The following is a 20,215-nucleotide window of genomic DNA, read 5'->3' as shown; positions in this document are numbered from 1 at the left end:
GACCATCGTTTTGCGCCCGGTCTCGCGCGAGCAGCGCCTGAAGACGCTGATAAAGCCTTGGAAGGCGCCCCGCCAGGCGCCCCGCCAGGTCTAGAAGTCAAGCCACCCGGGCGACTTCGCTGTCGTCGGAATGGTCGGGATCGACCGTTTCGGCGTTACAGGTCCAGCCCGCCGCGCCACGCGTCACCGCGCCGTCGGCCTCCAGCTGCTGCAGTTCAAGCGTGATGGCCGTCACCGGCACCGAGCGGTTCCAGCGTCGTTCCAGCTGGAGCGCGATATCGGTCGCCGCCAGGCCGGCGCCGCCATGCTGAAGCGCCATCAGGATCATGTCGCCGATCGAGCGGCTGCGCCGTCCGCGGCGGCTGGGAGCCGGGCTGGAGAAGGCCGACGCTTCGGCCGCCAGGCGGTCCTCGCTGAGACCGGCCCTTTCGATCGCGCTAAGGGCCAGACTGATCGCTCGCAGCTCACCCTCGAAAGGCGCCAAAGCGCGCTTCTGGGCCTCAACCATGCGGACCTCTAGGTCCGCCTTTCTTCGCAATAGATACTCATACGTCGTCGCCATGGCGCTTGTCCGTTACCGTTAGCGTTGATCCTGCGCCGATGCAGATGGAGGTCCGCGCGCGCTGGAATGGGCGAACGTCGCCCCCACCGGACGAAGCGTTCCTTACTGTGAGGATCACGAAGACCCTGCGCCATAATGTCTCACCCCGCAGGTTACCGCGACCTTAATGAAGTTCGCTGAACCCTGTTTTCCGGTAAGCTTTTGGGACTTTATTTCAGCAAAATCAGCCAGAAAACCTTTACAGTGAAGTTTGCGGGCCATACCGGACGTTCCAACAGGTTACCGCCCTAGCCCGCCTTCGGCTTTTCGCCCCCAAGACTCCAGCGGGCGGCCAGGGCGATCGGCACGCCGACGGCCAGCACGTGCGCCAGAATTCCGTCCAGGAAAACGGGCCAGCTGAAGCGTCCGGACGTCGCCATCGACAGCGGCACGACCCCGTAGGTCATCACGCCATACAACCCCAGGCCGTACAGGCTTCCCATCAGCCATGGGCGCCGGATCAGGACCTCCAGCCGGCGGGCGGCGAGGACATAGACCGTCGCCATCAGCAGGGTCATGGCGAAGTGCAGGCCCAGCCCCAGCGCGGCGGTCGACACCCCGCCGCCGAACGAAGCCTTGCCCAGCAGTCCCGAGGCCACGGATTGCAGGATGCGGATCGGCTCGACGCCCCGCAGGGCGTAGAACAGCATGACCTGGATGATATCAAAGGCCCCGGCGCAGACCCCGCCGACGGCGATGGCGACCAGTTCCGTCTTCGAGACCATGGCTATTCCCGGCATGGCGGTTCCCCTGCGACCGGGGCGAACCTAACTCGAAGAACATCGTTATTTCAAATACCTTAGGCGTCGTCTTCGGGCTCGGCCGTGACCGGCGCCGGCGGCGCGCGGCGGCCAAAGCCTCGGCCGCGCTTCATGGGCTTCTTCTCGCCCTTGGCCTTGGCGACGATTTCCTTGAGCTTGATCGTCTGGTTGCCCGACAGGGCCTGGTCGCGACCGCCCTTTTCGGGATCGCCGAAGGCCCGGCCATAGGTCTCGACGCGCTGGGCGACGGAGGTCAGGAACTCGCCCTCCCAGTCCGACAGCTCGACGCCGGCCTTGTCGGCCATGCGCTGCGCCCGCTTGAGGGCGTTCAGCGCCGCCTTCTTGGCTTGAGCCCTGGGGTCAGGGGTTTTGCGATCAGGGGGCTTGGCGCGCATCGAGGGGGACTATCCCCGAACACGCGCCAAGACGCACCCGCAAAAACACCCAAGGCGCGCGTTCGCGCGCCGACCAAGAAGGGCGCTTTAGATCGCGCCGACGGCCGACAGATAGAGGTCGAGGATGGCGTCCTCTTCCTGGCGCTTGGCGCGGTCCTGCTTGAGGATGCGGACCACCTTGCGCAGGATCTTGACGTCGAAGCCGTTACCCTTGGCCTCGTTATAGACTTCCTTGATCTGCTCGGAGATCTCGGCCTTCTCGACCTCGAGGCGCTCGATGCGCTCGATGATGCTCTTCAGCTGGCCTTGGGCGGTGGAGTTCAGAACGTCGGCGTGGGCGGCGTCGTCGGCCATGACGGAAAGCTCTCAGTCGGAGTGGAAATTGGGTCGCGGACCATAGTCGGGCCGCCCTTCCCTCACAACAGCCCGTGCGCCTGAATCATCGGCCGCAGGGCCGCCGGATCTGTGAACAGATGTGTATGGAATCCCATCGCATCGGCGGCGGCGATATTGGCGGCGTTGTCGTCGACGAACAGCAGGTCGCCGGGGTTCAGGCCCGTCCGCTCCAGCACGATCTGGTAGATCCGCGGCTCGGGCTTGATGACCCTTTCCTCGGCCGAGACGATCACATCCTGGAGGTGGCGAAACACCTGGCTCATCGCCTGGACGCCGGGCCAGGATTCGCTGGACATGTTGGTCAGGCCAAACTGCGGGACGCCCCGCGCGGCCAGATCGTCCATCACGCCTTCGGTCTCGGCGATCGCGCCCGAGAACATTTCCGGCCAGCGGTCCCACCAAGCGGCGATCTGCTCGGCGTAGTGGGGATACAGCGGCGTCAGCCGCGCGATGTTGTCGGCGAACGTCAGGCCCCGGTCGGTCTCGCCGTGCCAGTCCATGGTGCAGACATGCGAAAGGAACCCGTCGAGTTCGGCGGGTTCCCTGAAGATTTTCGCGAAGAGCGTGCGCGGATTCCAGCGCACGATGACATTGCCGACATCCCAGAGCAGAGCCCTGGGAGGCGCGGCAGCGGTCATCAGCCCTGCTTGGCTTTGAAGCGCGGGTCGGTCTTGTTGATGATGTAGATGACGCCCTTGCGGCGAACCATCTTGCAGTCGCGGTGACGCGACTTCAGCGACTTCAGCGAGCTACGAACCTTCATGACCGTCTCTATACTTCAGCGGAGAGGTTCGGCGCCGCCAGATGGCGACCGGAACATCCGGGGTGTTTCGGAGGGAGGGCGTATAGGCAAGGGCGCCGCCTGAGTCAATGCGGACCTTCGCTTCAAAGCCCAGCAGCGCGGCGAGTTTCGCTGGAACTTCACCGCTCTGTCGGCCTTGTGATTGAAGAGTTCACCCGGATGCCGGTAGCCTGCGCCCATGGATCGTCGCTTTTTTCTCGTTCTCCTGCTGGCCGGCTGTGCGGATACGTCTCCGCAGGGCCCGCTGACCCCGCTGGCCTCGGCGCTGCCCACGCCGGCTCCGGCCCCGACCAGCAGCGCGCCCCCGCCCGTGACCGCCACGCCCGTCCCGGCCGGCGAGCTGAGCTTCGACACCTGGCTCGCCGACTTCATGGTCCGCGCGCAGGCCGCCGGCCTGACCCGGCAGCTGCTGGAGCGTGAACTGGGCGGCGTGACGCCTGATCCCAAGGTCATCAGCCTGGACGGCCGCCAGCCAGAATTCTCCAAGCCCGTCGGCGACTATATCAAGGGCGTGATCAGCGACGACCGCGTCGCCGTGGGCCGCCGCAAGCGCGACGAGCTGGCCTTCCTGCCGGGCGTCGAGAGCCGCTATGGCGTGCCGCGCGACATCCTGCTGGCCGTCTGGGCCATGGAATCGGCGTTCGGCCAGATCCAGGGCAATTTCGACGTCGTTCGCTCGATGGTCAGCCTGGCCGCCGACGGCCGCCGTCGCGGCTGGGCCGAGGGCGAGCTGATCGCGGCCCTGCAGATCATCGATTCGGGCGAGGTGCCCCGCAGCCAGCTGAAGGGCTCCTGGGCCGGGGCCATGGGCCAGACCCAGTTCCTGCCCAGCAACTATCGTAGCACCGCCGTCGACGCCGACGGCGACGGCAAGCGCGACATCTGGGGCTCGGACGCCGATTCCCTGGCCTCGGCCGCCAACCTGCTGGCCAAGGGCGGGTGGAAGCCCGGCGTGGGCTGGGCCAGGGAAGTGATCCTGCCGGCCGGCTTCGACTACGGCCTGTCGGAAGGTCCGCGCGAGATCCCGTCGTGGTGGGAAGCCCGGGGCGTGCGTCGCGCCGACGGCCTGCCCTGGACCGCCGCCGACGCCGCCTCCCCCGCCGGCCTGATCCTGCCGGCCGGCGCCTCGGGCCCGGCCTTCCTGGCCCTGCCCAACCACTTCGCGATTCGCAAATACAACAACTCGACCTCGTACGCCCTGGGCATCGGCCTGCTGGCCGACCGTTTCGGCGGCGGCGGACCGATCGTCGGGACCTGGCCGGTGGACGCGCCGCTGTCGTTGTCCGACCGCATGGCCGCCCAGATCGCCCTGGCCCGCCTGGGCTTCGACCCCGGCGCGCCCGACGGCGTGATCGGCGCCGGCACCCGCAAGGCCCTGCGCGCCTGGCAGCAGAGCCGCCAGCTGCCGGCCGACGGCTACATGTCGATGGACATGGTCCAGCGGCTCAAGGCCCAGGCGGGGCTGAGCTAGAGGGCCGCTTTCAGCCCGTCGCGATCTCCATCCAGACCGCGTGAGTCTGCCCCGGCGCCAGCGTCACCATGCCGGTCTCCCCCTCGCCGAACGGATTGGGCCGGCTGGCGCAGGGTTCGACGCAGTAGAAGTCATGGCCGGGCGGCGCATAGATGTGCAGCCAGCGGCACTCGGGCGACGCGGTGATCGTGGTGGTCGGCAGACCGGGCGCGGTGAGCTCGGCGCGCTGGTTCCAGCCGGTGTAGCAGTGGTCGATCAGGGTCGCGTGGCCTTCGACGCCCGCGCCCTGGGCCCAGTCAGGACCCCAGACGCCCTGGTGATGCACCGTCGGCAGGACGTCCTGATCGATCATCCAGACGCCATCGACGGAGGCCTTAAGCCCCTCGCCCGGACGCAGCGGGAAATAGGGGTGGAAGCCCAGGCCGGCGGGCATGGCGGCCTCGCCCGTATTGGTCACCGACAGCTCCAGACGCAGACGGTTTTCGCCCAGGACGAAACGCTGCTCGGCGCGATAGGCCCACGGCCAGTCGGAGGGCACGTGGTCATAGGACAGCAGCGCCTGAGCGCCCTTGGCGGCGTCGACGGCCCAGGGGTGGCGCCAGCCCTGGCCATGCAGCGGATGGGGATGATCGCCAAGGTTCGGCTGCAGAACGCGCTCCTGGCCCTGGAACGTGAACCGTCCGTGCGGAATGCGGTTGCAGAACGGGACCAGCGGAAAGCTGGAGACGTCCAGCGGATCGGTCGCGCCCCGCGCCATCGGCCGCAGGATATCCCGGCCCGCGACGGTGAATCCCGCGACGGCGCCGCCGACATCCGGGAACAGCTCAAGGCGCGCCGCGCCGTTTTCAAGAACGATCATGAGCCCATCGGTATGGCGTTTTCCGGATCGCGCCAAGCCCGATGGGTAGCGCTCCCATCAGCATCGGCTTGCACGATCCCGCCGTGCGATGCTCAAACTTGGCCATGACCGAAAAGCTCTCCGCCAGGACGGCGCGACGCATGGCGCTGGCGGCGCAGGGGTTTGGCAAGGCGCGTCCCGCCGCGCCGGGCCGACGCCATGTACTGTCGACGATCGAGACCCTGGGCCTGCTGCAGATCGACTCGGTCAATGTGGTGTCGCGCTCGCACTATCTGCCGCTGTTCTCGCGGCTGGGCGACTATCCCCGAACGCTGCTGGAAGACGTCGCCTGGGGCAAGAAACCCGCCCTCGTGGAGTACTGGGGCCATGAGGCGTCGCTGATGCCGCGCGACCTGCACCCGCTGTTTCGCTGGCGGATGGCCGACGCCCGGGCCGGGGTCGGCGTCTGGAAGGGCGTGGCGAAGTTCCTCGACAGCCATCCCGACCTGATCGCCAGCGCCCTGGACGAGATCCGCCGGCGCGGCCCCCTCTCGGCCGGCGAGCTTGAGACCGGCGCCAAGAAGGGTCCCGGCGGCTGGTGGGGCTGGAGCGAGTCCAAGCGCGCGGTGGAGTGCCTGTTCTGGATCGGCGAGCTGACCACCGCCACCCGCCGCGCCGGCTTCGAGCGGGTGTATGGCACGCCCGAGCAGGTGCTGCCGGGCTCCCTGATCGACACCCCCACTCCGCAACGCGAGGACGCCCACCGCGCCCTGATCGCCCGCGCCGCCGGGGCCATGGGCGTGGCCACCGAACGCGACCTGCGCGACTATTTCCGCATGGGGCCCGCCGAGAGCCGCGCCCGCATCGCCGAGCTGGTCGAGGATGGCGTCCTGATCCCCGCCCTGGTCGAGGGCTGGGACCAGACGGCCTATGTCGCCGCCGGCGCCGCGCGTCCCCGCAGGATCGAGACCACCGCCCTGCTCTCGCCGTTCGACAACCTGATCTGGTTTCGCGAGCGCACCGAGCGGATCTTCGACGCCCGCATCCGGCTGGAAATCTACACCCCCGCCCACCTGCGCACCCACGGCTACTATGTGCTGCCGTTCCTGCAGGGCGAGACCATCACCGCCCGGGTCGACCTGAAGGCCGACCGCAAGACGGGCCGGCTGATGGTCCAGGCCGCCCACGCCGAGCCCGCCGCCAACGGCGAGACGGCGGCGGCCCTGGCGCGGGAACTGCGGCTGATGGCGGGGTGGCTGGGCCTGTCGGACGTGGTCGTCGCCGAGCGGGGCGACCTCGCCCAGTCCCTGGCCGCCGAACTGAGGGTCTGAACCGCGCGGTTGACAGGCCTGACCCGTTGCGGGATTTTACCAGAGATACGTTTTTCACATATAATAAATCGGGGCGGAAAAGGTGAGCGCGACGCCATCGGCCAGCGGATCAGGCGGAGCGGCGCTTTCGCGCCTGCCGTCGCTGGGATTCGGCGGCGGACCGATCGGCAACCTCTATGCCGCGATCAGCGACGCCGAGGCGGCCGCGACGGTCGCGGCGGCCCTGGACGCCGGACTGCGCTATTTCGACACCGCCCCCCACTACGGCTTTGGTTTGAGCGAGACACGGCTGGGCCAGGCCCTGGCCGGTCGACCGGACGTCATCGTCTCCAGCAAGATCGGCCGCCGGCTGGTTCCCACCGACGCCGGCCCGGGCGAGCGGCATGGCTTCGTCGACGCCGCGCCGTTCGAGCCGGTGTTCGACTACGGCTATGACGCCGTCATGCGCTCCTTCGAAGAGAGCCTGAAGCGCCTGGGTCGCGAGCGGATCGACATCCTGCTGGCCCATGATCTGGGTCGCCGCACCCATGGCGAGGATCACCCCGCCCGGCTGCGCGCGTTCTTCGAGGGCGGCTATCGGGCGATGCGCGATCTTCGCGACAGCGGCGCGGTCGGGGCCATCGGGCTGGGCGTCAACGAGCAGGCGGTCTGCGAAGAGGCCCTAGAGCATGGCGACTTCGACGTCTTCCTGCTGGCCGGCCGCTACACCCTGCTGGAACAGACCGCCCTGGACGGCTTCCTGCCGCTGTGCCTGAAGCGGGGTGTCCGGATCATCGTCGGCGGGCCGTTCAATTCCGGCGTTCTGGTCGAGGACGCGGCGGGCGCCCATTACAATTACCGGCCGGCGCCGGCGGAGATCCTTGATCGGGTGAGCCGACTGCGGGCCGTGTGCGCCGCCCACGCCGTTCCCCTGTCGGCGGCGGCGTTGCAGTTTCCGCTGGCCCATCCGGCGGTCGTCAGTGTCATTCCCGGCCTCGGCAGCCCCGCCCAGGCGGTTCAGGCGGCGGGCTGGATGCGGACGCCGATCCCGGGCGCCCTGTGGGACGACCTGCGGACCGAGGGCCTGCTGCATCCCGACGCGCCGACGCCAGAGACACCGGCCGCCGCATGAAGCTGGTCCTGCTGCATCCCGACGACAATGTCGTGGTCCTGGCCGCGCCGGTCCAGGCGGGCGAGGTCCTGCCCCTCGACGGCGGCGCGGTGACCGCCTCGGCCGATGTCGGGGTCGGCCACAAGCTGGCCCGCCGCGCCCTGGCCATCGGCGACAAGGTGTTCAAGTACGGCGCGCCGATCGGGTCGATGACGGCGCCGGCCATCGCCGGCGAGCACGTCCATCTGCACAACATGAAGAGCGACTATATCGCCAGCCATAGCCGGCAGGCGGTCGGCCCGGGCGAGGCCTGAGCGATGCGGGGCTATCTTCGCGCCGATGGCCGCAAGGGCGTCCGCAACGTGGTGGCGGTGGCCTATCTGGTCGAGTGCGCCCACCACGTGGCCCGGACCATCGTCAGCCGGAGCGACGACCCCGACGTCCATCTGATCGGCTTCCCCGGCTGCTACCCCAATGCCTACGCCCTGAAGGTCATGCAGGCGATCGGCGTGCATCCCAATGTCGGCGGCGTGCTGCTGATCTCGCTGGGCTGCGAGAGCTTCAACCGCGAGGCGCTGCGCGCGACCATCGAGGCCAGCGGCCGGCCCGTCGAGACGCTGGTGATCCAGGAGACCGGCGGCACCGCCTCGACCATCCAGAAGGGCCGCGAGGCCGTGGCGCGGCTGAAGGCCGTGGCCGACCAGACGCCGCGGGTGTCGATGGCGATCTCCGACCTGGTGATCGGCGCGATCTGCGGCGGCTCGGACGGCTCCAGCGGCATCACCGCCAACCCCGCCGTCGGACGGGCCTTCGACCGCCTGGGCGCGGCGGGCGCGGCCTGCATCTTCGAGGAGACCGGCGAACTGGTCGGCTGCGAAACGATCATGGCCGACCGCGCCATCACCCCGGAACTGGGCCGCGAACTGGAAGCGGCCGTCCGCAAGGCCGAGGCCTATTACACCCTCATGGGCTACGGCAGCTTCGCGCCCGGCAACGCCGAGGGCGGGCTGACCACCCAGGAAGAAAAGTCGATGGGGGCCTATTCCAAGTCCGGATCGGCCCCGATCGTCGGCGTCCTGAAGCCCGGCGACCAGCCGCCGTCCGGGGGACTCTACCTGCTGGACGTGGTGCCCGATGGCGAGCCGCGCTTTGGCTTTCCCAACATCTCGGACAATGCCGAGATCGTCGAGCTGATCGCCTGCGGCGCCCACATGACCCTGTTCACCACCGGACGGGGCTCGGTGGTCGGCTCGGCCATCTCGCCGGTGATCAAGGTCTGCGCCAATCCCGAAACCTGGCGCAAGCTGGCCGACGACATGGACATCGACGCGGGCCGGATCATGGAAGGGCGCGGCACGCTGGAAGAGGTCGGCGACGAGATCTTCGATCTGGTCGTCGCCGTGACCGGCGGCCAGCGCACGGTGTCGGAAGTCCTGGGCCATCAGGAATTCATTCTCACCTACAAGGCCTTCGACCCCATTGGTCCGGCCTGCCTGCCGCTGCGGCGGGCCGGCTGATGGGCCGGCTGGCGGGCAGGACCGCCCTGGTGACGGCGGCGGGCCAGGGCATCGGCAAGGCCAGCGCCGAACTGTTCGCCCGCGAAGGCGCGCGGGTGATCGCCACCGACATCAACCCCGACCTGCTGCCTGAGGTGCAAGGCTGCGAAACCCGGCCGCTCGACGTGCTGGATCCCGCGGCGATCCAGACGCTGGCCGCAGAGCTTGGCGCGGTGGACGTGCTGTTCAACTGCGCGGGCTTCGTCCATTCCGGCACGATCCTGGACTGCGACGAGGCGGCCTGGGCCTTCTCGAACGATCTGAACGTGGGGGCCATGTACCGGATGATCCGCGCGTTCCTGCCGGCCATGCTCGAGGCCGGCGGCGGGTCGATTGTCAACATGTCGTCGGTGGCCAGCTCGATCAAGGGCGTGCCCGGCCGCTTCGCCTATGGGACCACCAAGGCCGCCGTCATCGGCCTGACCAAGGCGGTGGCGGCCGATTTCGTCGCCCAAGGCGTGCGGTGCAACGCCATCTGTCCCGGCACGGTCGAGACGCCGTCACTGAATCAAAGGCTGGCGGACACGGGCGACTACGCCGCCGCGCGGGCCGCCTTCACCGCCCGGCAACCCATGGGGCGTCTGGGTCAGCCGGACGAGCTGGCGCAGCTGGCGCTCTATCTGGCCAGCGACGACTCGTCCTTCACGACAGGTCAGATCCACATCATCGACGGCGGCTGGATCAACTAGATCCGCCCCGAACCGAGGTGACTCAGGCGGCCTCGCGGCCCTCGCTGAGGCATTCGCCGATGGCGCGCGCGCAGCCCGGCAGGCCCAGCGCGCCGATGAACGACATGGCGACGGCGCCGACCAGCATCACGGGCTGAAAGATCGATTGGAAGAAGCGCATGGAGTCTCTCCGTAAAGCCTCACCGTTCGGCACGATGCAGGAGCAGTAAGCCCGAACCGTGACAATTGTTCCGGACCCGCACGGAAAAGTTCAGACGGCGTTGTTTTTGTCACCGGAGCCCGCAAACCCGTAGGCCTGCCTGGCCGCCTCGATCCGGTCGAGCTTGGCGTTTAGAAGAGACCAATCGTCGTCCGACGCGATCGGCGCCCACAGGGCTTCGACCTCCTCGATCAGCAGCTCCTCGGGTTCCGGACGGGCGAACACCGCATGGTCGAGGCGCTCTGGCCGATCCGGCTCGAAGTCGGCCAGACGACGGCGGAAATCGGCGAAGGCGTCCTGCCCGTAGAGGCCCGCGCGGGGGCCGGCCAGGGCGCGGCCCTCCGACGCGGCGCCGCCGAACCAGTCGAAGAAGAACGGCTCCCACCGCAGGTCGTCGCCGCCCCCGGCCAGCGCCTTGAAGGCTGAGCTGACCAGCGCGATATCGGCCTGGGGATCGCGCGGCTTCAGGGCCAGACGTCGCAGCATCGCCGCGCGCAGGGCGTCGCGATAGGCGTCGGAAAAGCCGTTCAGCGCCTCCAGAAGCCCGGCCTGATCGGTCACCAGGGTGAGGCAGGCGGCCAGCTGCTGCAGGTTCCAGAACACCGCTTCCGGCTGACGCCCGAAGCTGTAGAGGCCGTTATGGTCGAAATAGGCGGCGGTGAAGTTCGGATCGTTGCGCGGCAGGAACCGCCAGGGGCCGTAGTCGAAGCTCTCGCCGGTGACGACCATGTTGTCGGTGTTGAGCACGCCATGCACGAAGCCCGCCGACATCCAGCCGGCCAGAAGCCGGGCGCTGGCCGCGACCACGGCGCGCATCAGGGCGGCGGGACGGTCGGGCGCGTTCGCCAGATCGGGATAGTAGGTCTCGACGGCATGGTCGACGAGCACGGTGATCAGGTCAGGCCGTTCGAGATAGGCCTGCCGCTGGAAGGTGCCAAAGCGGATATGGCTGTGCGACAGGCGGGTCAGCACCGCCGAGCGGGTCGGGCTGGGCTCGTCGCCGCGCTGCAGGGCCTCGCCGGTCTCGACCAGCGAGAAGGCCCGCGAGGTGGGAACGCCCACCGCTTCCAGGAAACTCGCCGCGAGGATTTCGCGCATGCCGCCCTTCAGGGTCAGCCGGCCGTCGCCCTGCCGCGACCATGGGGTCTGGCCCGAGCCCTTGGTGGCCAGGTCCAGCAGGCGATCTGTTCCCGCCTCCCGAAGCTGGGCGAACAGGAAGCCGCGGCCATCGCCCAGGTCGGGATTGTAGCTGCGGAACTGATGGCCATGATAGCGCATGGCCAGCGGCTGGGGCTGATTGTCGGGCAAGGGCTCGAAGCGTCCGAACGCCGCCAGCCATTCGGCCTCCGACAGGCCGTCCAGCCCCACCGTGGCCGCCGCGCGATCATTGCGGAAGCGCAGCCGGGTCATCGGAAAATCGGCGGGATCGACCGGATCGGCGAAGTCTCGCCCCAGGGCCATGAACTTCGGATCGGGGCGATAGGCGGGCGACACTGTCATGGGTCGCAAATGAGCCCGCCAGCCCCGTCTGGCAAGACTGGCCTGTAACCTCCTTGCAAGGTTGGGAATGGTGACAGACCCGTGTCGCTTCTGGGCAACAGGCCTGTCAGATCCTTTTGTCTGCAAGGGTTTTCACTTGCTCTGACCGTTGGTGCTCCATAACCGTAAGCTGTCCATTCGAACACTCGTTCGGGTGAGTCCAACCAAAAACAGCCGCAGGCGATGCAAGCGCTCGTGGCATAACGAACCGAGGTAGGAAATGCGCTTTACCCAGGTGCTTTGCGGCACGGCGTCCGCCGTCGTGCTTGCCGGTCTGTCCACCGCTGGCGCCGTCTCGGCCCAGGAAGCTGACATCCCCACCGTCGACAGCATTGTCGTCACCGCCCAGAAGCGCGAGCAGAACCTGCAGGACGTGCCGGTCGTGGTGACCGCCGTCGGCGCCAAGCTGCTGCAAGACACGGGCGTCAAGGACATCAAGGATCTGACGATCCTGACCCCCGGCCTGACCGTGACCTCGACCACCTCGGAAGCTTCGACCACCGCCCGCGTGCGCGGCGTCGGCACCGTGGGCGACAACCCCGGCCTGGAAAGCTCGGTCGGCGTCGTGATCGACGGCGTCTATCGTCCCCGTAACGGCGTCTCGTTCGGCGATCTGGGCGAAATGGACCGCATCGAGGTCCTGAAGGGCCCGCAAGGCACCCTGTTCGGCAAGAACACCTCGGCCGGCGTCATCAACGTGGTGACCAAGGAGCCTGAATTCGGCTTCGCCGCCAACGCTGAAGCCACCCTCGGCAACTTCAACGCCAAGGGCGTCTCGGCCTCGGTCACCGGTCCGCTGTTCGGCACCGAAACCCTGGCCGGCCGTCTGTACGTCGCCGCCCGCGAGCGTGACGGCTACAACGACGTCTTGACCGGCAAGGGTCCCAGCAAGCGCGACCAGGACCAGGACCAGGGCTTCTATACGATCCGCGGCCAGCTGCTGTTCGTGCCCAATGATGAAGCCACCTTCAAGCTCATCGGCGACTACACCAAGCGCGACGAGAACTGCTGCGGCGCCGTACAGATCCGCACCGGCGCAACCGCCGGCATCCTGAACCTGGTCAGCGGCGGCGTCGCCCTGGCCCCGACCGCCAAGCCCTATGACCGGGTCGCCTATTCCAACCGCGGCGCGCCGTCGTCCATCGAGGACAAGGGCGTCTCGCTGCAGGGCACGATCGACCTGCCGATCGGCGAGCTGACCTCGATCAGCGCCATCCGCAACTGGCGCACCGACAACGGCCAGGACAGCGACTTCACCACCGCTGACCTGGCCTATCGCAACAAGGACGGCACCAACTACAGCGAGTTCACGACCTTCACCCAGGAACTGCGCCTGGCGGGCAAGACCGGCAACCTCGACTGGCTGGTCGGCACGTTCCTGGCCGACGAGAAGCTCGATACCAAGGCCAACTTCCTCTACGGCAATGACTACGAGCAGTATCTGGGTCGCCTGCTGTCGCGTTCGGCCGCCAACCCGGCCGGCGTCGCCAACTTCATCGCCGCCCTGACCGGCCGCGCGCCGAACACCACCTTCACGCCCGGCCAGGGCCTGCGGGACAGCTACAACCAGCGCGCCAAGACCATCGCGCTGTTCACCAGCAACACCTACCAGTTCACGGAAGCCTTCGGCATCACCGCCGGCCTGCGCTACAGCGCCGACAAGAAGGACCTGGACACCTATCAGACCATCACCGACGGCGGCGTCGGCTGCGGCATCGCTTTGACGCCGGCCGGTCAGGCCCGCATCGCCGGCATCGTCGGCGCGGCGGCCACCCCGACCATCGTCGGCAACCTCTGCCTGCCCTGGGCCAACCCGCTGTTCAACAACCGCGGCACCCACCAGTCGCGCACCGACAAGGAATGGTCGGGCACGATCAAGGCGGCCTATCGCTTCTCGCCGGAAGTGTTCAGCTACGCCTCGTTCGCGCGCGGCTACAAGGGCGGCGGCTACAACCTGGACCGCACCCAGTCGTCCAACGGCCTGCAAAGCGGCGGCCAGGGCGTGCTGCCGATCTACGACACCTCGTTCGAGGGTGAATTCGTCGACAGCTACGAAATCGGCCTGAAGAACACCCTGTTCAACCGCTCGGTCCTGCTGAACTTCACGGGCTTCTATCAGAAGTTCACCGACTTCCAGCTGAACACCTTCCTGGGCACCTCGTTCGCGGTGCGTTCGATCCCGGAAGTGACCTCGCAGGGCGTCGACGCCGACTTCCTGTGGTTCACCCCGGTTCGCGGCCTGACCGTCCAGAGCGGCTTCACCTACGCCAAGACCGAATACGGCAACCAGAAGATCCCCAACGATCCGACCAACGCCCTGGCCCTGCTGCCGGGTCAGCGTCTGTCGCTGGCTCCGGAATATTCGGCCTCCGGCTCGCTGACCTATGAGCGTCCGGTGGGCGACAACTACAAGGCCCGCTTCAATGTCGGCGCCAAGTACTCGTCCGACTACATCACCGGTTCGGACCTGTTCCCGCCCAAGACCCAGGACGCCTTCACCGTGGTCAACGCCCGCGTCAGCTTCGGCGCCGCGGACGAAGCCTGGACCATGGAACTGTGGGGCCAGAACATCCTGGACGAAGAGTACACGCAGGTCGGCTTCAACGGCTTCCTGCAGGGCTCGTCGGGCCTGAGCGCCACCAACACGACCTACGTGCCGGCCAACGACACGATCACCTACGACGCCTTCCTCGGCGCGCCGCGCACCTACGGCGTGACCCTGCGGGCAAGGTTCTAACCGGGAGGGGATCCGGGGGCCCGCTTACCAAAGCGAGCAGGGCCTTCGGCTTTCGGATGAGGAAAGGGCGATCGGGGCAACCCGGTCGCCCTTTTTCTTTTGGCCTTTCGGTCGCCGCCAAGCCGACGCACCCTGTGCAGGGGATTCGATCGCGAGGCAGGCCGTGAAGACGATCAGGATACTGGGCTTCTGGATCTGCCTGGCCATCGGGGTCGCCGTGGGCGCCTTCGCCCAACGAACGCCCCAGCCGGTCGACGCCTCGGCCCCCGCCGCCGCTTTCTCGGCCGCCCGCGCCATGCACGATGTGCGGGCCATCGCCCAGCGTCCCCACCCGACCGGCTCGGCCGACATCGTGCGGGTTCGCGATCATCTGCTGACCCGGATCGGCGAGCTGGGCCTGGAGGTTTCGGTCCGGCCCGGCGAGGGCTTCCGCCCCTATTCCAGGAACGGCCGGTCGCTGGGCGTGGCGGCGGTGCAGAACGTGATCGGCGTCCTGCCCGGAGAGGACCGCGACCTGCCCGCCGTGCTGGTGATGAGCCACTATGATTCCGTCCACAATTCGCCCGGCGCCGCCGACGACGCCCTGGGCGCGGCCGCCGCCCTGGAAATCGCTCGCGCGCTGAAGGCAGGCCCGCCGCCGGCCCGCGACGTGATCTTCCTGTTCACCGACGGCGAAGAGGCGGGCCTGCTCGGCGCCGACGCCTTTTTCGCCCGCGACCCCACCGCCAAGCGGGTCGGGGTGGTGCTGAACATGGAGGCCCGCGGCGACGCCGGCCGCGCAGCCATGTTCCAGACCGGACCCGAGAACGGCGCCCTGCTGGCCGTGATGGCGCGCGAGGCCCTGCGCCCTTCAGCCAATTCCCTGGCCTCGACCGTCTATGAGCGCATGCCCAACGACACCGATTTCACCCATGCGGTGAAGGCCGGACTGCCGGGGCTGAACTTCGCCCTGATCGACAATCAGCTGGCCTATCACACGCCGCTGTCGACGCCCGAGCGGCTGGACCAGGGCAGCCTGCAGCACATCGGCGACCAGGTGCTGCCCATCGCCCGGGCGCTGGCCAGCGGCCAGACACTCCCAGCCAAGACTCCCAATGTGATCTATTCCGACGTGCTGGGCCTGATCCTGATTAGCTATTCGACGGCCATCGGCTGGGTGCTGCTGGCCCTGGCCGCCGCCATGATCGGCTTCGTGGCCTGGCGCGCTCTCGCCGGCGGGGGAACCTCGCCGCTCGAGATCATCCGGGGCGTGGCCGGGGCGGTGCTGCTGCTGCTGGCCAGCGCCCTGACGCTGCACCTGCTGGGCCGACTGCTGAACGTCGGCGACGGGCAGAGGCTGTATGACCTGCTGGGCCGCTTTGACCTGCTGCTGCTGGGCGCGGGCGCCCTGGGCGTCGGAGCCGGACTGCTGGTGATCACGGCTCAGGCGCGGGGCGCGCGGCGGATCTGGCCCAGCCTGGCCGCCATCGTCTTGGGCGGCGCCTGCAGCCTGGTCGGCGGGTTTGATCCCGTGGGCCTGGGCCTGGGCGGCGCGGTCGGGGTGCTGTGCTGGGCGGCGCTGGGCGGCCGGGTCGGGGTGCTGGGCGTCTGGATCGGCGGGCTGGTCACCCTGCTGCTGCTGTCGCTGACCGCCCAGATCCTGGCCCCCGGCGCAACGGTGATGCTGGTCTGGCCGCTGCTGCTGGCCGCCCTGGGCGCGACCCTGGCCATGGCGCTGGGCGGCACCCGCGACCGCCGCGTGGCCCTGGCCATGACCCTGGCGATGGGCGTTCTGGCCACCGCCACCATCGCCCAGCTGACCGCCTGGGGCGCCTGGACCTTCGCCGGGATCGGCCTGATGGAGCCCGCTGTCCTGGCGGTGTTCGTGCTGTTGGCCACCCCGGCCCTGGTGCCAATCACCTTCGACTTCGCAGAGTCCCGCTGGGGCTGGCGCGGCGTGGTCGTGCTGGTCGTGACGGGACTGGGCCTGGTGATCGCCGCCGCCGTCCCCGGAGCCTCGGCCGATCGACCCAACCTGACCGAGGCCCATCACCTGGCCGATCCCTCGACGGGCAAGGCCTGGCGGGTGTCATCGATGCCGCAGCTGGACGACTGGACCCGCGCCACCCTGATCGCCGACGGCGGGGTCGACCTGAAGATGCAGGCCCTGCCCCCGTTCCACGCCGATCCGATCTGGACGGCCCAGACTCGCGCCGTCGAGGTAGCCCCGCCGATCCTGACCGCCGAACGCTCGGGCGAGCGGCTGATCGTCCGGGTCATCCCCGGCCCCGGCGCCGAGGTGCTGAGCCTGAAGATCCGCGCCTCGACCGCCCTGCACGACCCGCGCCTGAACGGCCGGCCGATCATCCTGGCCAGCCAGCCGGGCGCCTGGTCGACCGTGACCTATCACGCCCCCGACCCCAACGGCGTCACGCTCAGCTTCACCTCCGAGGCGATGGGCCGGGTCGAGGCCACCGTGATGGAGATGCGCGACGGCTGGCCGATGGACGCCGCCCCGCCCGCCGCCAAGCCGCCCGAGCTGATGGCCACCGGCATGTCGGACAAGACCGCCGTCCTGGCCCATGCCCGGTTGGCCTGGTAGGGCCTAGACCGCCACCACGCCCTCCGGCGGCGGATTGACGTACAGCGCCTCGACCAGGGCCGCGCGGCGCTCCAGCGTGGCGCGCTGGTTCACATAGCCCTTGTCGGTGATCTCGCCGGCGTCGATCGAGGGTGGCTCGGTCATCACGGTGAAGCGGGCGACGCGGCGCGACGAGCCGCCGGCCCCGGCGTTGAACGCCGCCAGCCGCTCGCGCAGGAACGCGGTCAGCTTCTCCATCGGCGTGCCCGGCCCCGGATCGGCGACCAGGGCCATCAGCCCCGAGGGCGAGGGCCAGAACAGCGCGCCGATGAAGCCCTTGTCCTGACCACAGATCACCGCGTCGGCGATATAGGGACTGCAGGCGGCCACCAGGTCGGGGCGCAGCACCCCGACGCTGACCCAGGTGCCGCTGTCCAGCTTGAAGTCCTCGGTCACCCGGCCGTCGAACACCAGGCCCTTGGCCGGGTCTTCGGGATCGACGAACCGCGCCGCGTCCCCCAGCCGATAGAAGCCCTCCTCGTCGAAGGCCGCCGCCGTCTTCTCGGGATCCTTGTGATAGCCCGCCGCCACGGTGGGCCCCTTGACCCGCACCTCGAACTTGGAGCCGCTGGGGGCCAGTTTCAGCTGGATGCCCGGCAGGGGCAGACCGACCAGCCCCACCCGCTCGGTGATCCAGTGGGTGACGGTGATGCCTTGGGTTTCGGTTGCGCCGTACATGGTGGTCAGCGGGATGCGCTGGCCCGTCTCGGCCACGGCCAGGGCCTGGATGCGGGTATAGACGTCGTTGGACAGCGTCGCCCCGCCATAGCCCATATAGCGCAGGTTCTTGAAGAACGACTTGCGCAGCACCGGGTCGTTTTCCATCGCCTCGGCCAGCATGGAAAAGGCGATCGGGGCCGAGCCGAACACCACGGGCGAGACCTCGTAGAGGTTCTTGATCGTGGTCTCGAACATGCCCGGCAGGGGCTTCCCCTCATCGATATGCAGGGTGCCGCCGGCCCAGAGCAGGCCGTTGAAGCTGATATTGCCGGCCGAGATATGGCTCCACGGCATCCATTCCAGGCCCTGCGAGACTTCGCCGTCGTCGGGCTCGTCCAGCTTCAGCCCATCCTGGCCGGCGATCACCCCGGCCATCATGCCGTGGGTCTGGGGCACGGCCTTGGGCATGCCGGTCGAGCCGGAGGTGAACAGGTACTTGGCCACCGTCGCCGGGCCCAGGGTCTCGCGCGAGGCCTCCACCGCGAGGGTCGGGATCGTGGCGGCGACCTCGGCGAAGCTCACCGCGCCGTCACCCGTCCCGTCGGCGGTGACCACCAACACGGTCGGGTCGATGGCCTTCAGGGTCTCCAGCGCCTTGGCGAACAGCGCCCCGCTTTGGGCGAAGACCACGCGCGGCGCCACCTTGTCGAAACAGTGCTTCAGCTTGGCGTGGTCGGTCGAGATCAGACTGTAGGCCGGGCTGATCGGCGCGGCCGGAACCCCGGCGGTATAGGCGCCCAGGGTCATCAGGGCGTGCTCGATCGAATTGCCCGACAGGATCATGACGCTGTCGTCGCTGGTCAGGCCCTGGTCCAGCAGCCACTGGGCGATGCCCTCGACCGCGCGAAAGGCCTCGCCATAGGTCGTCATCCGCCAGGGCCCGTGGCCGGGCTCGCGCTGCTTCAGGTAAGGCCGCTGCGGATGCTCGCCGGCCTTCTGGGCCAGCAAATGGGCGATGGAGCGCGGGCCTTCGCCGGGGGCGTGGTTGGAGGTGATGACCAGCGAGCCGTCGGGCCGATAGTCGACGCTGACGTCGGGTCCCTTCATAGGCAGGGGCTTGAAAGGAACCTCGCTGACGTCGCGCACGGGCGACGCGCCATCGGACGGCGTCATGGTTTCTCTCCCGGGTAGGTTATCGTTGTTCTGTTGGGCCGTGACGTTAACGGAACCTGCGCCGACGGCAAGGATGACGCTGGGGGAGCTTGGAGGAAGGCCCGCCGCGCCACGCCCATTAATGAAAACGGCCAAAACGTGACAAAGATTTAAATACAAATCCCCGCAGATACGCCGCTAATACAGACAACAGTCACCCATCATGACAGATCGGTAAGGCGAGCCGCTCGCCTGTATTATTCCATGACAAAAATCGAACTCTACGCGCCGCGCACGTCGCGCCATCGCCGCACCTGGACGGCGGCCGCGATCCCGATGATCTTGCTGTTCCTGATCGCCGGCCAGATGCTGACGATCTTCGGCATTCTCAAGCCGATGGGCTTTCACTCGGCCGACCTGGCCACCCAGTGGCAGCCCATGGCCATCCAGCTTGTGGGCTTTGGCTTCACGACCCTGCTGATCCTGGCCTGGGCCTGGCTGTTCGAGCGCCGCTCTCCCGCCACCCTCGGCCTGAACGGCGACGCCCTGTTGCGCTATGGCCGCGGCCTGCTGGTCGGCGCCGGCTTCCTGTTTGCCTCGATCGGCCTGGCCTGGGCCCTGGGAGCCTATCGCATCGAGGGGATCGGCGTCTGGAGCGCGCCCAGCCCGGCCCTGTTCATCCCCATCCTGTGCCTGTTCGGCGGCTTCATGATCCAGGGCGCGACCGAGGAGATCATGTTCCGCGGCTGGCTGATGCAGCTGATCGCCTCGCGCCACGGCCTGATCGCCGCCATCGCCATCAACTCGGTCATCTTCGCCCTGCTGCACGGGGGGAATATCAAGCCGTCGATCGAACTGGCCTTCGCCATGGTCAATCTGGTGCTGTTCGCCGTGATGATCAGCCTCTACGCGATCAAGGAAGGCTCGCTGTGGGGCGTCTGCGCCTGGCACAGCGCCTGGAACACCCTGCTGGGCGTGGGCTTCGGCCTGGACGTCAGCGGCGGCAAAATCGCCGTCCAGAGCCTGGTCGTCGACCTCGCCCCGGCCCAGGGCGCCCCCTGGTGGCTGACCGGCGGCGCCTTCGGCCCGGAAGCCAGCGTGGCCACCAGCGTCGTGCTGCTGGCCGGCGTGATCTATTTCCTGGCCACCGGCGCGCTGCGTCAGGGGCAGCGGTATTCGGCGCCGGGGCTGGGGTAGCCCCTTCCCTCCCCCTCCCGCCCAAACCTCCCGTCATTCCCGCCCTCGTGGCGGGAACCTCTGGTTCAGCTGACACGTGAAGCGCCAGCGAAGTGCGCGCGCACTTCGCCCCTCCCGCCCCTGCGGCGGATAGAGGGGTTCCCGCCACAAGGGCATGTGTAGTCCGAAACCGACGAGTGCT

General features: G+C 68.4%; 19 protein-coding genes. 9 read left to right on the top strand and 10 right to left on the bottom strand.

Annotated elements, in window-relative coordinates; all coding sequences use genetic code 11:
- Positions 1-97 precede the first annotated feature (97 nt).
- The 6 genes from ACW17V_RS01985 to ykgO all read right to left on the bottom strand — a co-directional run bounded on the left by ACW17V_RS01985 (position 98) and on the right by ykgO (position 2,916).
- The gene (locus tag ACW17V_RS01985; protein WP_492107225.1) at positions 98-508 is read right to left on the bottom strand and encodes a hypothetical protein; all 411 of its coding nucleotides are present in this window, start codon (positions 506-508) and stop codon (positions 98-100) included.
- Between the two features lie 341 nt (positions 509-849).
- Positions 850-1,326 carry a hypothetical protein gene (locus ACW17V_RS01980; RefSeq protein WP_492107224.1) on the bottom strand — a complete coding sequence of 159 codons (477 nt, stop codon included), beginning with the start codon at positions 1,324-1,326 and terminating at the stop codon, positions 850-852.
- Positions 1,327-1,400: 74 nt separating this feature from the next.
- The gene (locus ACW17V_RS01975; protein WP_492107223.1) at positions 1,401-1,757 is read right to left on the bottom strand and encodes a hypothetical protein; all 357 of its coding nucleotides are present in this window, start codon (positions 1,755-1,757) and stop codon (positions 1,401-1,403) included.
- A gap of 87 nt (positions 1,758-1,844) precedes the next feature.
- Positions 1,845-2,111 carry a nucleoid-associated protein GapR gene (gene gapR, locus ACW17V_RS01970; RefSeq protein ID WP_035047451.1) on the bottom strand — a complete coding sequence of 89 codons (267 nt, stop codon included), beginning with the start codon at positions 2,109-2,111 and terminating at the stop codon, positions 1,845-1,847.
- Positions 2,112-2,173: 62 nt separating this feature from the next.
- Positions 2,174-2,791: an HAD-IA family hydrolase gene (locus ACW17V_RS01965; RefSeq protein WP_492107222.1), complete on the bottom strand. Its 618-nt coding sequence runs from the start codon at positions 2,789-2,791 to the stop codon at positions 2,174-2,176.
- The gene (gene ykgO / locus ACW17V_RS01960) at positions 2,791-2,916 is read right to left on the bottom strand and encodes a type B 50S ribosomal protein L36 (RefSeq protein WP_018061125.1); all 126 of its coding nucleotides are present in this window, start codon (positions 2,914-2,916) and stop codon (positions 2,791-2,793) included. Before ykgO ends, ACW17V_RS01965 begins: the two co-directional genes overlap by 1 nt.
- Positions 2,917-3,133: 217 nt before the next feature.
- Here ykgO and ACW17V_RS01955 point away from each other — a divergent pair, with 217 nt between their 5' ends.
- Positions 3,134-4,426, top strand: a complete 1,293-nt coding sequence (locus ACW17V_RS01955; RefSeq protein WP_492107221.1) for a lytic murein transglycosylase — start codon at positions 3,134-3,136, stop codon at positions 4,424-4,426.
- A gap of 10 nt (positions 4,427-4,436) precedes the next feature.
- On the opposite strand, the gene ACW17V_RS01950 is transcribed toward ACW17V_RS01955, so the two are convergent.
- Positions 4,437-5,285: an aldose 1-epimerase gene (locus ACW17V_RS01950; RefSeq protein ID WP_492107220.1), complete on the bottom strand. Its 849-nt coding sequence runs from the start codon at positions 5,283-5,285 to the stop codon at positions 4,437-4,439.
- 104 nt (positions 5,286-5,389) lie between these two features.
- Here ACW17V_RS01950 and ACW17V_RS01945 point away from each other — a divergent pair, with 104 nt between their 5' ends.
- From ACW17V_RS01945 to ACW17V_RS01925, 5 genes are all read left to right on the top strand, one after another.
- Positions 5,390-6,595 carry a winged helix-turn-helix domain-containing protein gene (locus ACW17V_RS01945; RefSeq protein WP_492107219.1) on the top strand — a complete coding sequence of 402 codons (1,206 nt, stop codon included), beginning with the start codon at positions 5,390-5,392 and terminating at the stop codon, positions 6,593-6,595.
- Positions 6,596-6,677: 82 nt separating this feature from the next.
- Complete coding sequence (locus tag ACW17V_RS01940; RefSeq protein WP_492107218.1) at positions 6,678-7,706, top strand: aldo/keto reductase; 1,029 nt, start codon at positions 6,678-6,680, stop codon at positions 7,704-7,706.
- A complete protein-coding gene (locus ACW17V_RS01935; protein WP_492107217.1) occupies positions 7,703-7,999 on the top strand; it encodes a UxaA family hydrolase in 297 nt (98 codons plus the stop codon). Before ACW17V_RS01940 ends, ACW17V_RS01935 begins: the two co-directional genes overlap by 4 nt.
- A gap of 3 nt (positions 8,000-8,002) precedes the next feature.
- On the top strand, positions 8,003-9,202 hold the full coding sequence (locus ACW17V_RS01930; RefSeq protein WP_492107216.1) for a UxaA family hydrolase: 1,200 nt from the start codon (positions 8,003-8,005) through the stop codon (positions 9,200-9,202).
- Entirely contained in the window at positions 9,202-9,930 is a 729-nt protein-coding gene (locus ACW17V_RS01925; RefSeq protein WP_492107215.1) for an SDR family oxidoreductase, read from the top strand. Before ACW17V_RS01930 ends, ACW17V_RS01925 begins: the two co-directional genes overlap by 1 nt.
- Before the next feature lie 22 nt (positions 9,931-9,952).
- Here the strand turns inward: ACW17V_RS01925 and ACW17V_RS01920 are convergent, their stop codons facing one another.
- Together ACW17V_RS01920 and ACW17V_RS01915 are read right to left on the bottom strand one after the other, a co-directional pair.
- On the bottom strand, positions 9,953-10,090 hold the full coding sequence (locus ACW17V_RS01920) for a hypothetical protein (RefSeq protein ID WP_492107214.1): 138 nt from the start codon (positions 10,088-10,090) through the stop codon (positions 9,953-9,955).
- Positions 10,091-10,180: 90 nt separating this feature from the next.
- The gene (locus ACW17V_RS01915) at positions 10,181-11,629 is read right to left on the bottom strand and encodes a protein adenylyltransferase SelO (RefSeq protein ID WP_492107213.1); all 1,449 of its coding nucleotides are present in this window, start codon (positions 11,627-11,629) and stop codon (positions 10,181-10,183) included.
- Between the two features lie 259 nt (positions 11,630-11,888).
- Here ACW17V_RS01915 and ACW17V_RS01910 point away from each other — a divergent pair, with 259 nt between their 5' ends.
- Positions 11,889-14,405: a TonB-dependent receptor gene (locus tag ACW17V_RS01910; RefSeq protein WP_492107212.1), complete on the top strand. Its 2,517-nt coding sequence runs from the start codon at positions 11,889-11,891 to the stop codon at positions 14,403-14,405.
- A gap of 163 nt (positions 14,406-14,568) precedes the next feature.
- Positions 14,569-16,986, top strand: coding sequence for a M20/M25/M40 family metallo-hydrolase (locus ACW17V_RS01905; protein ID WP_492107211.1), 2,418 nt, complete (start codon positions 14,569-14,571; stop codon positions 16,984-16,986).
- A 3-nt stretch (positions 16,987-16,989) separates the two neighbouring features.
- Here ACW17V_RS01905 and ACW17V_RS01900 read toward each other — a convergent pair whose 3' ends face one another.
- On the bottom strand, positions 16,990-18,858 hold the full coding sequence (locus ACW17V_RS01900; protein WP_492107210.1) for an AMP-binding protein: 1,869 nt from the start codon (positions 18,856-18,858) through the stop codon (positions 16,990-16,992).
- A 243-nt stretch (positions 18,859-19,101) separates the two neighbouring features.
- On the opposite strand from ACW17V_RS01900, the gene ACW17V_RS01895 reads away from it, so the two are divergent.
- On the top strand, positions 19,102-20,034 hold the full coding sequence (locus ACW17V_RS01895) for a CPBP family intramembrane glutamic endopeptidase (protein ID WP_492107209.1): 933 nt from the start codon (positions 19,102-19,104) through the stop codon (positions 20,032-20,034).
- The last annotated feature ends 181 nt before the right edge of the window (positions 20,035-20,215 follow it).

Source organism: Caulobacter sp. FV2ye17ST (assembly GCF_058680955.1).
Note: the sequence above shows the minus strand (reverse complement) of the source record. Positions and strands in the feature narration are given on the sequence as shown.

Excerpts from the sequence above, each read along its gene's own strand:
- ACW17V_RS01985 (WP_492107225.1), bottom strand. The coding sequence starts at position 508 with ATGGTTGAGGCCCAGAAGCGCGCTTTGGCGCCTTTCGAGGGTGAGCTG.
- ACW17V_RS01980 (WP_492107224.1), bottom strand. The coding sequence starts at position 1,326 with ATGGTCTCGAAGACGGAACTGGTCGCCATCGCCGTCGGCGGGGTCTGC.
- ACW17V_RS01975 (WP_492107223.1), bottom strand. The coding sequence starts at position 1,757 with ATGCGCGCCAAGCCCCCTGATCGCAAAACCCCTGACCCCAGGGCTCAA.
- gapR (WP_035047451.1), bottom strand. The coding sequence starts at position 2,111 with ATGGCCGACGACGCCGCCCACGCCGACGTTCTGAACTCCACCGCCCAA.
- ACW17V_RS01965 (WP_492107222.1), bottom strand. The coding sequence starts at position 2,791 with ATGACCGCTGCCGCGCCTCCCAGGGCTCTGCTCTGGGATGTCGGCAAT.
- ykgO (WP_018061125.1), bottom strand. The coding sequence starts at position 2,916 with ATGAAGGTTCGTAGCTCGCTGAAGTCGCTGAAGTCGCGTCACCGCGAC.
- ACW17V_RS01955 (WP_492107221.1), top strand. The coding sequence starts at position 3,134 with ATGGATCGTCGCTTTTTTCTCGTTCTCCTGCTGGCCGGCTGTGCGGAT.
- ACW17V_RS01950 (WP_492107220.1), bottom strand. The coding sequence starts at position 5,285 with ATGATCGTTCTTGAAAACGGCGCGGCGCGCCTTGAGCTGTTCCCGGAT.
- ACW17V_RS01945 (WP_492107219.1), top strand. The coding sequence starts at position 5,390 with ATGACCGAAAAGCTCTCCGCCAGGACGGCGCGACGCATGGCGCTGGCG.
- ACW17V_RS01935 (WP_492107217.1), top strand. The coding sequence starts at position 7,703 with ATGAAGCTGGTCCTGCTGCATCCCGACGACAATGTCGTGGTCCTGGCC.
- ACW17V_RS01930 (WP_492107216.1), top strand. The coding sequence starts at position 8,003 with ATGCGGGGCTATCTTCGCGCCGATGGCCGCAAGGGCGTCCGCAACGTG.
- ACW17V_RS01925 (WP_492107215.1), top strand. The coding sequence starts at position 9,202 with ATGGGCCGGCTGGCGGGCAGGACCGCCCTGGTGACGGCGGCGGGCCAG.
- ACW17V_RS01920 (WP_492107214.1), bottom strand. The coding sequence starts at position 10,090 with ATGCGCTTCTTCCAATCGATCTTTCAGCCCGTGATGCTGGTCGGCGCC.
- ACW17V_RS01915 (WP_492107213.1), bottom strand. The coding sequence starts at position 11,629 with ATGACAGTGTCGCCCGCCTATCGCCCCGATCCGAAGTTCATGGCCCTG.
- ACW17V_RS01910 (WP_492107212.1), top strand. The coding sequence starts at position 11,889 with ATGCGCTTTACCCAGGTGCTTTGCGGCACGGCGTCCGCCGTCGTGCTT.
- ACW17V_RS01900 (WP_492107210.1), bottom strand. The coding sequence starts at position 18,858 with ATGACGCCGTCCGATGGCGCGTCGCCCGTGCGCGACGTCAGCGAGGTT.
- ACW17V_RS01895 (WP_492107209.1), top strand. The coding sequence starts at position 19,102 with ATGACAAAAATCGAACTCTACGCGCCGCGCACGTCGCGCCATCGCCGC.